This window comes from Vibrio sp. 2-2(8), from assembly GCF_963888495.1.
Lineage (GTDB): Bacteria > Pseudomonadota > Gammaproteobacteria > Enterobacterales > Vibrionaceae > Vibrio > Vibrio anguillarum.
On record NZ_CAWPJM010000006.1, the window covers coordinates 18,563 to 32,898 of the forward strand.

10 protein-coding genes and 9 tRNA genes are annotated in these 14,336 nt (G+C 45.5%); 7 read left to right on the top strand and 12 right to left on the bottom strand.

Going from position 1 to position 14,336, the window contains the following annotated elements; all coding sequences use genetic code 11:
* Nucleotides 1-428: 428 nt before the first annotated feature.
* From AACV12_RS02170 to orn, 10 genes are all read right to left on the bottom strand, one after another.
* A tRNA-Gly gene (locus AACV12_RS02170) sits at nt 429-495 on the bottom strand.
* A 33-nt stretch (nt 496-528) separates the two neighbouring features.
* Nucleotides 529-605, bottom strand: a tRNA-Met gene (locus tag AACV12_RS02175).
* 249 nt (nt 606-854) lie between these two features.
* A tRNA-Gly gene (locus AACV12_RS02180) sits at nt 855-930 on the bottom strand.
* 33 nt (nt 931-963) lie between these two features.
* A tRNA-Met gene (locus tag AACV12_RS02185) sits at nt 964-1,040 on the bottom strand.
* Nucleotides 1,041-1,193: 153 nt separating this feature from the next.
* Nucleotides 1,194-1,269 (bottom strand) — tRNA-Gly (locus tag AACV12_RS02190).
* A gap of 33 nt (nt 1,270-1,302) precedes the next feature.
* Nucleotides 1,303-1,379, bottom strand: a tRNA-Met gene (locus tag AACV12_RS02195).
* Between the two features lie 57 nt (nt 1,380-1,436).
* Nucleotides 1,437-1,512 (bottom strand) — tRNA-Gly (locus AACV12_RS02200).
* Nucleotides 1,513-1,543: 31 nt separating this feature from the next.
* Nucleotides 1,544-1,620, bottom strand: a tRNA-Met gene (locus AACV12_RS02205).
* Between the two features lie 57 nt (nt 1,621-1,677).
* A tRNA-Gly gene (locus AACV12_RS02210) sits at nt 1,678-1,753 on the bottom strand.
* A 176-nt stretch (nt 1,754-1,929) separates the two neighbouring features.
* A complete protein-coding gene (gene orn / locus AACV12_RS02215) occupies nt 1,930-2,475 on the bottom strand; it encodes an oligoribonuclease (protein ID WP_010318948.1) in 546 nt (181 codons plus the stop codon).
* 154 nt (nt 2,476-2,629) lie between these two features.
* Between orn and rsgA the strand changes: the two genes are divergently transcribed.
* The 7 genes from rsgA (at nt 2,630) to AACV12_RS02250 (ending at nt 12,527) form a co-directional block, all read left to right on the top strand.
* A complete protein-coding gene (gene rsgA, locus AACV12_RS02220) occupies nt 2,630-3,691 on the top strand; it encodes a small ribosomal subunit biogenesis GTPase RsgA (RefSeq protein WP_013857936.1) in 1,062 nt (353 codons plus the stop codon).
* Nucleotides 3,692-3,866: 175 nt separating this feature from the next.
* Nucleotides 3,867-4,724 (top strand): archaetidylserine decarboxylase, encoded by an 858-nt coding sequence (gene asd, locus AACV12_RS02225; RefSeq protein WP_013857937.1) that lies wholly within the window; start codon nt 3,867-3,869, stop codon nt 4,722-4,724.
* 213 nt (nt 4,725-4,937) lie between these two features.
* The gene (locus AACV12_RS02230) at nt 4,938-6,353 is read left to right on the top strand and encodes an SLC13 family permease (RefSeq protein WP_017048339.1); all 1,416 of its coding nucleotides are present in this window, start codon (nt 4,938-4,940) and stop codon (nt 6,351-6,353) included.
* Nucleotides 6,354-6,650: 297 nt separating this feature from the next.
* Entirely contained in the window at nt 6,651-8,531 is a 1,881-nt protein-coding gene (locus tag AACV12_RS02235) for a methyl-accepting chemotaxis protein (RefSeq protein WP_088731515.1), read from the top strand.
* Between the two features lie 112 nt (nt 8,532-8,643).
* A complete protein-coding gene (locus tag AACV12_RS02240; protein ID WP_170901393.1) occupies nt 8,644-9,531 on the top strand; it encodes a DMT family transporter in 888 nt (295 codons plus the stop codon).
* Between the two features lie 156 nt (nt 9,532-9,687).
* Nucleotides 9,688-11,220 (top strand): 2,3-bisphosphoglycerate-independent phosphoglycerate mutase, encoded by a 1,533-nt coding sequence (gene gpmM, locus AACV12_RS02245; protein ID WP_013857941.1) that lies wholly within the window; start codon nt 9,688-9,690, stop codon nt 11,218-11,220.
* Between the two features lie 221 nt (nt 11,221-11,441).
* Nucleotides 11,442-12,527, top strand: a complete 1,086-nt coding sequence (locus AACV12_RS02250) for a murein hydrolase activator EnvC family protein (RefSeq protein WP_231140426.1) — start codon at nt 11,442-11,444, stop codon at nt 12,525-12,527.
* 37 nt (nt 12,528-12,564) lie between these two features.
* On the opposite strand, the gene AACV12_RS02255 is transcribed toward AACV12_RS02250, so the two are convergent.
* Both AACV12_RS02255 and AACV12_RS02260 read right to left on the bottom strand, forming a co-directional pair.
* On the bottom strand, nt 12,565-13,527 hold the full coding sequence (locus tag AACV12_RS02255; RefSeq protein WP_170901395.1) for a DHH family phosphoesterase: 963 nt from the start codon (nt 13,525-13,527) through the stop codon (nt 12,565-12,567).
* A gap of 89 nt (nt 13,528-13,616) precedes the next feature.
* Complete coding sequence (locus tag AACV12_RS02260) at nt 13,617-14,255, bottom strand: TetR/AcrR family transcriptional regulator (RefSeq protein WP_013857945.1); 639 nt, start codon at nt 14,253-14,255, stop codon at nt 13,617-13,619.
* Nucleotides 14,256-14,336: the final 81 nt, after the last annotated feature.

Below are 14,336 nucleotides of genomic sequence, written 5' to 3' on the forward strand. Positions count from 1 at the left end.
GACAAGGATCAAAGATCTTGATATTAATGATCATACAGTTAGTTGACCTAATGGTGACAAAATAACAAAAATCAATTTAAAAACAATTAGTTACACAGAAAGACAGCAAGATTAGAGAACAGAGCCGCATTAAAAGATCTTTCACTGACGCTTACCAGCACTTCACTAAAAACACGTTATACACCAACTTATCCACAATTAATTTTTGTGGATAACTCTGTTAATGAATACGAATAAATAGCGACGAAAAGCCAGATTCTACAGAGGCTAACCTGTGTATTGAAATTCAGCACGTAAGTTATCAAGACGGCAATAAATCCGCTTAGAACTGCAGATTATTTTTATTTTAGGGAGTTATGCTTCACAGCATTAAAGAAGGAGCATAAACCAAATACTGGTTTGAGTTCAGAGAATACTCTGAAAGAAGCTGGAGCGACACATAAACGTTACCTCAACCTTGGTAAGGTTGCGCTCTACCAACTGAGCTAGTGTCGCAATGATTAATCGCATTCACGCTTAATCTGAATTTGGTTGCGGGGGCCGGATTTGAACCGACGACCTTCGGGTTATGAGCCCGACGAGCTACCAAGCTGCTCCACCCCGCGTCCGTATTGTGTCACCGTTAAGTACGATGAAAACTTACACTCTCTAACAAGAGAATTTGTAGCGACACACGAGGTTCATTTTCTTTAAACAAAGAGGCGTGACCTCAACCTTAACTAGGTTGTGCGGCGCTATTCTTTTCTTCGAAAAGAATCTGGAGCGACACACGAGGTTCACTTTCTTTAAATAAAAAGGCGTGACCTCAACCTTAGCTAGGTTGCGTGGCGCTATTCTTTTCTTCGAAAATAATTTGGAGCGACACACGAGGTTCGAACTCGTGACCTCAACCTTGGCAAGGTTGCGCTCTACCAACTGAGCTAGTGTCGCAATGATTAATCGTATTTACGCTTAATCTAAATTTGGTTGCGGGGGCTGGATTTGAACCAACGACCTTCGGGTTATGAGCCCGACGAGCTACCAAGCTGCTCCACCCCGCGTCCGTATTGTGTCACCGTTAAGTACGGTGAAAACTTACACTCTCTAACAAGAGAATTTGTAGCGACACACGAGGTTCACTTTCTTTAAACAAATAGGCGTGACCTCAACCTTAACTAGGTTGTGCGGCGCTATTCTTTTCTTCGAAAAGAATTTGGAGCGACACACGAGGTTCGAACTCGTGACCTCAACCTTGGCAAGGTTGCGCTCTACCAACTGAGCTAGTGTCGCAATGATTAATCGTATTCACGCTTAATCTAAATTTGGTTGCGGGGGCTGGATTTGAACCAACGACCTTCGGGTTATGAGCCCGACGAGCTACCAAGCTGCTCCACCCCGCGTCCGTATTACATCATTCAAAGCATGATGAGCGCTTTAAGCTTTCTAACAAAAGAAGCTGGAGCGACACACGAGGTTCGAACTCGTGACCTCAACCTTGGCAAGGTTGCGCTCTACCAACTGAGCTAGTGTCGCATGATTAAACGCTATTGCACTTAATCGAAATTGGTTGCGGGGGCTGGATTTGAACCAACGACCTTCGGGTTATGAGCCCGACGAGCTACCAAGCTGCTCCACCCCGCGTCCGTATTTCATCATTCAAAGCATGATGAGCGCTTTAAGCTTTCTAACAAAAGAAGCTGGAGCGACACACGAGGTTCGAACTCGTGACCTCAACCTTGGCAAGGTTGCGCTCTACCAACTGAGCTAGTGTCGCATTCACAACGTTTCCGTTGTTCAGGGCTGCGAATTATAAGAGCATTTTCTTATGATGCAAGCCCTTACTGACAAAAAATCTTTTTTTTTTTTTTTTGACGAAAAAGAACGCAAATATGGCGTATTAATCACAAAAACTGGTTAACACGCCATCAGCAAAAAATGCAGTTCTGAAAATTAAATACTGAATATGGTCTTACGGTAGTACTGAAGCTCAGCAATAGACTCACGAATATCATCTAAAGCCAGGTGACTACCTTGCTTAGAAAAGCCATCCAATACTTCTGGCTTCCAACGGCGAGTCAGCTCTTTTAGCGTACTGACATCCACATAACGGTAATGGAAGTAGGCTTCCAGCTCAGGCATATGTTTATAAAGGAAGCGGCGATCTTGCCCAATACTGTTGCCACAAATCGGAGATTTACCTTTAGGCACCCACTTTTCCAAAAACGTAATGGTCTGTTCAACCGCTTCTTGTTGTGTCACTGAGTCATGACGTACTCGCTCGACCAAACCGCTTTTGGTATGTGTGGTGGTGCACCATTCATCCATTTTAGCCAATTCAGCTTCTGATTGATGAACAGCCAACACTGGGCCTTCAGCCAAAATGTTCAACTCACTATCAGTTACAATGGTGGCAATCTCGATAATTTTGTGAGTTTCAGGGTCTAAGCCTGTCATCTCAAGATCAACCCAAATCAAGTTTTGATCGCTAAAAGACATAAATACGTTGCCTATATTGGTTTGCAGATAAAAAAGGTACTATACCCAAATTCAGATCCCCAAGATACCTTTGGACATTGGATCCAAACGGTATGATTTTGAGTAAAATCTCAACGTTGGATCAAAACGTATCATAATCATGAAGTAGATAATCGTGGCAAAGAAAAAGAAGCTGACGAAAGGTCAAGTACGACGCGTTCGTAATAATCAGAGTAAACGACTCAAAAAAGAGGACACAGTTTCGTGGGATGAAGCCATGCTCGGCACCGCAAAAACTGGGTTAGTGATTACTCGTTTTGGCCAACATGCCGATGTTGAAGATTTAGAGACTCACACCATCCACCGCTGTAATTTACGCCGAGGCATTGAAACGCTGGTCTCAGGAGATCGTGTTATTTGGCGACCTGGACTCGAATCGATGGCGGGTATCTCTGGCGTTGTCGAAGCGGTTGAACCGCGCAAATCGGTTCTGACTCGTCCAGATTATTACGACGGTTTGAAACCAGTAGCGGCAAACATTGATCAGATGGTCATTGTGTCATCCGTACTGCCGGAACTGTCACTCAATATCATCGACCGTTATTTGATCGCTTCAGAAACCGTGAATATTGCGCCGCTAGTGGTACTGAATAAGATTGATTTACTCAGCGATGAATTGCGTAACCAATATCAAGAGTCGTTACGTGTGTACGAACGCATTGGCTACAAAGTGCTTTTTGTCAGCAAAAAAAGCGGTGAAGGGATTGCTGAGTTAGAAGCGGAACTTGGCGGACGGATCAACATATTTGTTGGTCAATCTGGCGTTGGTAAATCCAGCCTAGTGAACGCATTAATGCCAAATTTGGAAGATGAAATTGAAGAAGGTGAAGTTTCTCAAGCATCTGGACTTGGTCAACATACCACCACTGCGGCTCGCTTGTATCATATCCCTACAGGCGGTGATTTGATCGACTCGCCGGGAGTGCGTGAATTTGGTTTATGGCATTTGGAAGCTGAAGCGATCACCGAAGCCTTTGTCGAATTTCGTCCCTTCTTAGGCGGCTGTAAGTTTAGAGACTGTAAACACGCTGACGATCCGGGTTGCTTACTACGTGAAGCCGTGGAAAAAGGTGATATTAGTAACACGCGCTTTGAGAACTACCACCGAATTTTAGAAAGCATGTCGGAAAACAAAGCTAACCGCCAATATTCGCGTAACAAAAAAGCGGATTTATAAATAGCATCGAGTTTTACCCCGGCAAATGTCCGCAGACTTGATCGATAAATTTTTTATCTGTCGCCATCGAATAATCCGTAAGCAATGGTGACTAACTGCTGACATGGTGAGAGTTTTTCAGTAACATCTCGCGCCCAAAGTGAAGAACATACAGTTAACATTGGAATCAGAGACAATGGATAAAATTAAAGTTGGACTGCAATACTGGATCCCACAACATGGCTTAACACGCCTGATGGGTAAACTCGCATCAGCGAAAGCTGGCGGTCTAACCACTGCAGTCATTCGTTGGTTTATTAAACAATATAATGTCAACATGGATGAAGCTCTGCATTCAGATCCTAGCCATTTCAAAACATTCAATGAATTCTTTGTTCGTGAATTGAAAGCCGATGCTCGGCCAATCAGTGACGGTGATAGCTTAATCACCCATCCGGCCGATGCTTGCGTTAGTCAATTCGGGCCGATTCAAGATGGCAAGCTGATCCAAGCGAAAGGCCACCATTTTACAGCGGTAGAATTGCTCGGTGGTGATGCAAAGCTGGCGCAAGAGTTTGAAGATGGCGAATTTGCCACGCTTTATTTATCACCTCGCGACTACCACCGCGTACACATGCCTTGCGATGGCGTGTTACGTCAAATGATTTATGTTCCGGGCGATCTTTTCTCGGTTAACCCACTAACAGCCGAAAATGTACCGAACCTGTTTGCTCGCAATGAGCGCGTGGTGTGTATTTTTGATACTGAGTTTGGCCCAATGGCACAAGTGCTTGTCGGAGCGACCATTGTTGGCAGTATTGAGCTAGTTTGGTCAGGGACTGTCACGCCTCCGCGCGGCAATACCGTTTATCGCTGGGATTATCCAGCCCAAGGCAATACCTCTGTTGTACTGAAAAAAGGACAAGAGATGGGTCGCTTTAAGCTAGGCTCAACGGTGATCAACCTGTTTGCAAAAGATAAAATTCGCTTTGATGAGTCTATGCAACACAATGCTACAACGGTTATGGGTACTCCATACGCACAGCAACGTTAATCGCCATCTCTTAATGTTCCCTGCCGAATGCGTTAGCTCTGCATGTTCAGAGCTAACGCCTCTAGATATTTCGCTTTTTTTCTTTATTGATAAAAAACAAAGCTGCTGCATATTCCTTAGCTAAAACTCAAAATTTCAAGCCGCGTCTAAGACCTTCATTCACATATCATTTACGCTAGTTACTTCAAGTTAACCTAATGAAGGTCATGTGATATGCCTACCATGAATACGGGAATGCTGATAAAGCTTGCGATCTGCTTTTTGCTGCCCATCGGTGTTTTACTGATGCCCATTGATGCAATACCGATTGATGACTTAACCTTAATTCAACATCGATTACTGGCTATTTTTTTATTGGCTGCTCTGCTTTGGGTATTGGAGCCAGTTCCTGTATTTGCCACCTCCATTTTGATCATTGCGCTCGAATTGGTGATGATTTCAGATAAAGGCTTGCATCTCTTTCGTTCGCCACCCGCTGGGCATGATATCGGCGAGTTAATGAAGTACACCGATATTTTCAGCGCTTTCTCTTCACCGATTATTATCTTGTTCATGGGCGGCTTTGCACTGGCGATTGCTGCTTCTAAATATGAACTGGACAACAACTTAGCCCGAGTTTTACTCAAACCTTTTGGTACTCAACCCCGCTTTATTATGCTGGGGCTAATGTTGATCACTGCGGTATTTTCTATGTTTATGTCCAATACCGCGACTACTGTGATGATGCTGGCGCTGCTCGGGCCGATCGTCGCTTCAGCTCCAAAAGGGGATTTAGGCATCAAAGCCTTAGTGCTCTGCATTCCGATTGCAGCGAACACCGGCGGTATTGCCACGCCTATCGGTACGCCACCCAATGCGATCGCGCTGCAATATCTCACCGGAAGCAATAGCATTGATTTCTTTTCTTGGATGATGATGGGCTTGCCGTTTGTGATTATTCAGCTCACGTTAGCTTGGTTTTTGCTACAAAAACTGTTCCCCTCTTCAGAAAAACAGATGGTGCTGAAACTCAACGGAACATTCCAAAAAAATTGGCGTGCAATCGTGGTCTACATTACTTTTGCCGCCACCATAGTGCTGTGGATGACCACCTCTCTACACGGCATGAACACCTATGTGGTATCTATTATTCCTTTGGCGGTTTTTACACTCACCGGCATTATGGGCAAAGAGGAACTGAAACAGATCAACTGGGACGTCTTGTGGCTAGTGGCTGGCGGGATAGCGATTGGAATTGGGCTAGATAAAACAGGGCTCGCTTCAGCATTAGCTCACGCGATTGATTACAGTTCTCTATCGCCTATCTCGGTCGTCATCACCCTGTCGCTCGTGTGTTGGATCATGGCAAACTTCATGTCCAATACCGCGACCGCTAACTTACTCATGCCGATCGCCGCCGCGATTGGCACATCCATGGAAAGCTTGGCCAGTATTGGTGGTATACAAAGTTTGTTAGTGGTTGTCGCCTTTTCTGCCTCACTGGGTATGATTTTACCTGTCTCAACACCGCCGAACTCACTGGCCTATTCTACCGGGCTTATTGAGAGTAAAGACATGGCCAAAACAGGTCTGATTATTGGCGTTGTTGGCTTGTGCATTGTCTATACTGCCGCGCTATTACTAACCTAACCTTTGGTGACTGCGACTTGCATTGAGCGTCAAGACTGAATGCAGGTCGCAAAGATGAATCATTCCAGCCTAAAACTAAGTAAAAGCAAATCAACGAGATGAACAATAATCGAGCACGATCATATTAATCAAAGCCACATTCTCGTAGGATTACTCTGATTTACTTATTCATTTATCTGAAGAAACATGAAACGGCTTCATCATTTCGCTGCAACTAAGCTTAGGAGCCGTTAATTCATCTTTTCCTGATCTGAGCTATCGACACGCGGTTGTCAAACCGTTCTAGGGACATAACCCATGAGACATACCATCAAATTTAAAATTCAAGTCGCTATCGCCATCATCATCGCAATCGTCAGTGGCGTCCAAGCTTGGATCTCCGTCAGTCAATTACAGCAAGAAACGACCTATGCCATTAATAGTGAAATGGAAAATACCAGTCTTGCTACTCGCCATTACATCAGTGATTGGCTTGGGATCCGCAGCAATATGATGTTGGCCAATGAACCTTTTATTGCCAATAATAACAATGCTGACCAAGCGTTGCTGGTGACTAAAAAGAGCGGTGATTTTCTTTCTGTTTATGCTGGTTTTAGTGATGGCAGCATTGCTTATGGTGATAAAACCGAAGATTGGCCAAGTGATTATGATCCAAGAACGCGCCCTTGGTATAAAGATGCAATGGCACAATCAGGGCTTATAATTACCGAACCCTACCAAGATTTTGATGGCAGCATCGTAGTTAGCTTCGCCAAAGCTTTTAAAGGTCAAAAACAAGGCGTACTCGCCGCCGATTTAACGGTAACCAATCTCATTAAAGAAGTGCTGAATGTTAAACTGAACAATCAAGGTTTTGCGTTTTTGGTTGATGGTAATAACAACATTGTTGCCTACCAAGATGAAGCTTTAAGCCAAAAACCTTTAACCAATTTAAACAACGAATTAGATTCTCAGCACATGGCCAGCTTAGCCCGAGAAAATCGCGTGGATACCATCGCTTGGCCAAAGCAAGGCAACAAATTAATTTACGTCTCACAAATACCAAATACCGATTGGTTACTGGGCATTGTGGTAGACAAAGAGATGGCCTACGCCTCGGTTTCTGAGCAAATAACCTTTACCGCAATTGCCTCTTTAGTGCTCTACATTATTATCGCCAGCATCAGCACTTGGGTTGTAACCCGCTTACTGCAACCACTGCAGGTATTGTCGAACGCTTTAGCGCAATTAGCGCAAGGAGAAGGCGACCTCACCCAACGCATCGACATTCGACGCATGGATGAAATCGGTGAATTGGCCGAGAAAGTGAATCTCTTTTTAAGTCAAATGCAGGAGATGCTGAAAGGGATCGTCAGCCGTAGCCAACAACTTTCCCAGCAAGCACAAGATGCCAATGACCTTTCTGCTCAAGCTTCCATGCGAGTTGAGCACCAACAAAATGATGTCAACCAAATAGCCACCGCGATTCACGAGATGTCGGCTACCGCCGCTGAGGTGGCTAGCCATGCCGAACTGACCGCTAGCGCGTCGCAAGCATCGGCCTCAGCTTGTGATGACGGGCAGGCGGTTATCAAAAAGAATCGAGATTCCATTACTCACTTAGCCAATCAGGTCGATAGTGCAGCCAAAGTGATCCGAGAGTTGGAGAGCAATGCTCAAAGTATCAACCAGATCCTATCCACCATTCAAAGTATTGCCGAACAAACCAATCTGTTAGCACTCAACGCAGCGATTGAAGCGGCCCGCGCAGGTGACCAAGGCCGTGGTTTTGCTGTGGTAGCCGACGAAGTTCGTGTGCTCAGCCAACGTACACATGGCTCAACGGAAGAGATCCGCACCATGATTGAAACCTTGCAGCGCAATACTCAACATGCGGTCGAGAATATGGAAGCCAGCACCAAACTAGCCGACCACAGTGTTAACTATGCCGAACAAGCTCACGACAGTTTAGTGCGGATCACGCAAGCCATTACCGAGATCAATGATATGGCCTTGCAAATTGCCAGTGCCGCTGAAGAGCAACGAGCCGTCAGCGAAGACATTAGCCGCAATACACAAGGTATCAAAGACGCTTCTGATGACCTTGCAAGCCAAACTCAGCAGAGCAGCCACAGCGCTCATGAAATGCATTTATCGGCAGAAGCCATGCGTAACGATATTCGCCGCTTCAAAGTGTAAATCCTCTTGGCTTGCCTCTTTTAATCACATTGAGGCAAGCCCATAAATTCCCTTTGTTTTCCCCTAGCGCTTAAGGCATATTGAGATCCTTCCCTCGTTCAAGGATGTTTACATGGGCTACGAATGGCTCGCGCTTGCTGCCGCGTTTCTTTGGGCAGTAGCCAGTTTACTGTCTGTTACTCCCGCTCGCCATTTAGGAACCTTTGCTTATAGCCGTTGGCGCATGGGCTGTACTTCTCTCATTTTAGTGAGCATGGCGTTGGCAACTGGCGGCTGGGCAACGGTAAACAGCGAGATGGTAACACCCATGATGTATTCGGGGTTGATTGGCATATTCATTGGCGATACGGCGCTGTTTGCGTGTTTAAATCGCATGGGGCCAAGACAAGCGGGTTTGCTCTTTTCCTGCCATGCCGTTTTTTCGGCCATTCTCGGCTATTTTTTATTCAGCGAAAGCATGAGCCATGCAGAGCTAGTGGGCGCGACTTTTGTCTTTTCAGGCGTTCTAACGGCCATCTTTTTTGGCCGCCGAGGGCAAAATCATAATGCATTGGAAACAATTAAAGGCCGAGTATGGGTTGGCATTACACTTGGCCTTATCGCGGCTCTATGCCAAGCATTGGGTGGGATCATCGCCAAACCCGTGATGCAAACGGGGATCGACCCCATCGCCGCTTCCGCAATTCGAATGCTCACCGCCTTCACCGCACACTGCTTACTGCTGGCTACTGGTGCAAAATTAGCACGCGCCACTCAAGCCATTACGCTGCCCATTTTGACCATTACTGCCATCAACGGTTTTCTTGCGATGGCGGTCGGAATGACATTAATTCTCTACGCACTGCGTGAAGGCAACGTGGGTATGGTGGCCCTGCTCTCCTCAACCACGCCCATCATGTTGTTGCCTATTTTATGGATGTATACCAAACAGCGGCCCAACCGCTTCGCTTGGTGCGGCGCACTGTTTGCCGTGCTTGGGACGGGAATTTTAGTTTATTAAATGGCGCTAAAAAGGCACCGATGTTGATCAATAGGCTACCTTTATAGGCATTGATAGGGAGAATCATTGATCTTAACCTACTGCAATCGCTTCAAAGTGTAGTAAAATTACGCTAATTTCTGTTTAAGTTACTTTGAATTTGACGAGGTCATAACTATGTCAGCTAAGAAGCCAATGGCTTTAGTAATTCTTGACGGTTGGGGTTACCGTGAAGATAACGCACACAACGCAATCAGCAATGCACATACTCCAGTCATGGATAGCTTAATTGCAAACAACCCAAACACTCTGATTTCTGCTTCTGGTATGGATGTAGGTTTACCGGATGGTCAAATGGGTAACTCAGAAGTCGGTCACACCAATATCGGTGCTGGTCGTATTGTTTACCAAGACCTGACACGCATTACTAAATCAATTCTTGATGGTGAATTCCAACAAAACGAAGTGTTAGTCAACGCGATGGATAAAGCCATCAAAGCGGGCAAAGCGGTTCACCTATTGGGACTAATGTCGCCAGGTGGTGTTCACTCGCATGAAGATCATATCTACGCTGCCGTTGAAATGGCTGCTGCCCGTGGCGCTGAGAAAATCTACCTCCACTGCTTCCTTGATGGCCGTGATACGCCACCACGCAGTGCCGAAGCCTCATTGCAACGCTTCCAAGACCTATTTTCTAAATTAGGTAAAGGTCGTATCGCCTCACTGATTGGTCGTTACTACGCCATGGATCGCGATAACAACTGGGAACGCGTACAAAAAGCTTACGACCTATTGGTTGAAGCCAAAGCAGAATTTACTTTTGATTCCGCCGTGGCAGGCCTTGAAGCCGCTTACGCACGTGAAGAAAATGATGAATTTGTTAAAGCGACAGAAATCAAAGCTGAAGGCCAAGACTCTGCTGCGATTGAAGATGGCGACGCCGTGATTTTCATGAACTACCGCGCCGACCGTGCACGTGAAATTACTCGTGCCTTCATACCAGATTTCAACGGGTTTGAACGTGCAAAGTTCCCAGCAATTGACTTTGTGATGCTAACCCAATACGCCGCCGACATTCCTCTGCTGTGCGCATTTCCACCAGCATCACTAGAAAACACCTACGGTGAGTGGCTATCAAAGGCGGGTAAAACTCAGTTACGCATCTCTGAAACAGAAAAATACGCGCACGTCACCTTCTTCTTTAACGGTGGTGTTGAGAACGAATTCCCAGGCGAAGAGCGCCAATTGGTTGCTTCACCTAAAGTGGCAACTTACGATCTGCAACCGGAAATGAGCGCACCTGAACTGACTGAAAAACTCGTTGCGGCAATCAAATCGGGTAAATACGATGCGATTATCTGTAACTACCCGAACGGCGATATGGTTGGTCATACTGGTATTTACGAAGCGGCCGTGAAAGCATGCGAAGCGCTTGATGAGTGTATCGGAAAAGTGGTTGAAGCGATTAAAGAAGTCGATGGCCAGCTACTGATCACAGCAGACCACGGCAATGCAGAAATGATGGTGAACCCAGAAACAGGGGGCATTCATACTGCTCATACCAATCTGCCAGTGCCGCTTATCTACGTCGGTAGCAAAGATCTTAAGCTAAAAGATGGTGGTAAGCTTTCTGACCTAGCACCAACGATGCTTGCTCTATCGAACATGGACATCCCGGCAGAAATGTCTGGTCAAGTGTTGTTTAAATAACTCACCAACCACGTGATGTTGAGCCTCGATAAATATCGAGGCTTTTTTTCGTCCAAGAACTCGATTTGATTGCAAGTTTTGACATAGGGCTTTCGCCTCGCGGATGGCTTTGAGTATACTGACTCACTAATTTGTCGATAGAGACTTGAAAACGGATGAGAAACAAGCCTTCACCACACCCACTTACTATAACGACTTGGTGGCATGCACTTAGCCTAGTGATGGTGTTAGGGCTAGCTTGCCTCTCCAGCTCACCGTTAATGGCTGCCACACAACAAGAGCTAAAAGGGGTGAAAGGCGAAATTTCTCGTCAGCAGCAAGCGTTAAATAATCGACAAAAAGAGCTCGATTCGTTGCAAAATGCGCTTAAAAAGCAAGAAGTGGGCATTTCAAGTCTAGAAAATCAGATCAAAAACACCAAATCAGAATTAGTAGTGGCCAACGCTAATATCGCTAAACTCAAGCAAAAGATCACAGCCTTAGAAACACAACAAACACAGCAAACCGCCAAATTAGCTCAACTGATCAAAACCTATTACGCCACTCAGCGAGCGACAGCCTCATCCAACATACTCAATAATGGCGTGGAAGAAGATCGCATCAGCCAGTATTACCAACACTTGGCGAAGGCACGCAGCCAAACCATCCAACAGCTTGAACTTACGCAAAAAGAACTCAATGAAAGTGAAAAACAGCTGCGACTTGAACGAGACCAAATCGCCTCTCTATTAGAACAGCAGACCCAAAAGCGCGCTACATTGGCAAAAACGCAGTCAGAACGACGCAGTACAGTAGGTAAAATTCAAAAAAGCATTTCCGGTGATAAAGTCTACTTAGCGGAATTGCAACGCAATGAAACGCGATTACAAGCGGAAATCGCCAAAGCAGCAAAACGTAACGCTGTACTAATGGATGGGTTAGCGCCGCAAAAAGGCAAGCTACCTTGGCCAGTCAAAGGCAAAATCCTGCATGCTTTTGGTACACGTCAAAGTGGACAAATTGACTGGAAAGGTCTAGTCATTGACGCCAATTATGGTCAAAACGTCAAAGCGGTTTATTCTGGCACGGTCGTGTTTGCTGAATATCTACGTGGTTATGGGCTGGTGGTTTTGCTCGATCATGGCAAAGGCGATATGACCTTATACGGCTTTAACCAAAGTTTGCTCAAAAAAGAGGGCGATAAAGTCACCGCCGGTGAAACCATTGCTTTAGCGGGAGACACTGGCGGTCAATCTCAGCCAGCGCTCTATTTCGAAATTCGTCGCAACAGTAAAGCCGAAGACCCAACACGCTGGCTCAGTCGCTAGCAAAACACATTCATCACCCAGTTAATCCGGGCGAGCGTTAGTGTGATGAATAGTACGCTTCTACTTGAGTAATGAATTGGGTCAATTGTCTTTTATCCAACGAATTAATACCCGCCGCTGCTTCTCGCCCGCCTCCGGTTGCAAAGGCGCTGCATAACCTATCCGCTCCCTGTTTATTGGCTAATGGAGCACGTAGCGAAACGGTATAACCACCCGATGAATTTACCGTTAAAACCATATGTGCCGCGGCGGGTGCTTGATTGGCTAGCCAATTACTAAACACACCACTCACTCGCTGTGATGATGCACAGTCTGGCAGCTCGTATACGCTCAAACAGGCACTTTTATAGATAGGCTCTAACGACTGAGCAAGCTGCATATCTTGCTCATAAGCGTGCTGCAAATGATAAAAAGGGGAGTTGTCATCCTTCATTAAATCAAACGGTGAAGGATAAACTAGCAAGGCTTGGTACAAATCAGCGGGGTGATAATGAAGCTGCTCTATCGTCTCTCCATAACCGTTATAGTTAATCAAGGTGCCTAAGTTTTTTAGTTGTTCAGCTTGAGTGGTAGTTAGCCCCGCGTTGCGCGCTAAAGTATCCGCTTTAGCAATCAAATTATCGCCATAAGCTGCCACAATCGCCCACTCATGGAACGGACCACCTAACCACTGATCAATAATTAATGCCGTACAAGTATTAGGGTCCAAATCAATATGGGCGTCAAGCAGCGGGGTCTCGGGAACTGAGCCTGCATAGTGATGATCGGCATAAAACACCGTCACCCCCGCCGCAAGAGCCTGCTGTAAAGGTTGCTGATTCTTCTCCATCGAAATATCTAACACGGTCAGACTATCTCGGGATTGAAGATTAAGATGCTGGAGCAATTTGATATCACGCTTAACCCCAGTAACTAAGGTCGTCGTGCGAGGGTAAGCAAGCCGCAGCTGAAGAAGAGAGATGATGCCATCAGCATCACCGTTAAAAACGTCATAGTGCATATCAACACCACCCTTAGAGATGTATAGCTAAGAAGCTAACAGCTTCAAAGGATTAAGAACAATACTCAAAGGTTATAACTAAGCACAGATTATGATGCGTGCATCGCCCGCACACCTTCCTCTAATAATAGAAGCTGTTCAAGACCTTGTTCCGTTGCTTTGGGTTTAACGACTGCGATCATCTGTAGCATGCCTTGATGAATCACTTGCTCGGTGATCTGCGTTTTGGAAAACATCGCTGACTGATAACTCAACCAACACGAGGCCGTCATATGGAGAGTGGTCACTAAAGATTGCATATCTTCTTTTCCGACAGACAGCAATTTCAGCTCAACAAAAGCGTGCATAATATTAATGAGATTAGTTTGCAGCTTTTCTTGTACTTGAATGTACTCACCATGTAGTACTTCATCACGCTGCAGGATTTCCGGTAAATTGGCATAGAAAAAACGGTATTTCCACATCAAAGTGAAGATCGAATCAAGATAATGCTTTAACAGAGTTAAGCTTTCGCGCTGTGCCGCAATCGGCTGAAAACGTTCGAGTAACTCTGCTGAATAGAGAGCAAAAATATCACGAACAATTTCTTGTTTATTACGAAAGTGATAATACAAATTACCTGGGCTGATTTCGATATGTGCTGCGATATGGTTAGTGGTCACCGTTCTTTCACCATGTTCATTAAACAGCGCTAATGCAGCATAAACGATCTTATCTTTGGTCTTCATCTTGTCTTATTACCTCTTTACCTCTGTGAACCTGCTCCTATCAAATAACAGGATGAGAGTGAGAAACGGTGCATTATCGGC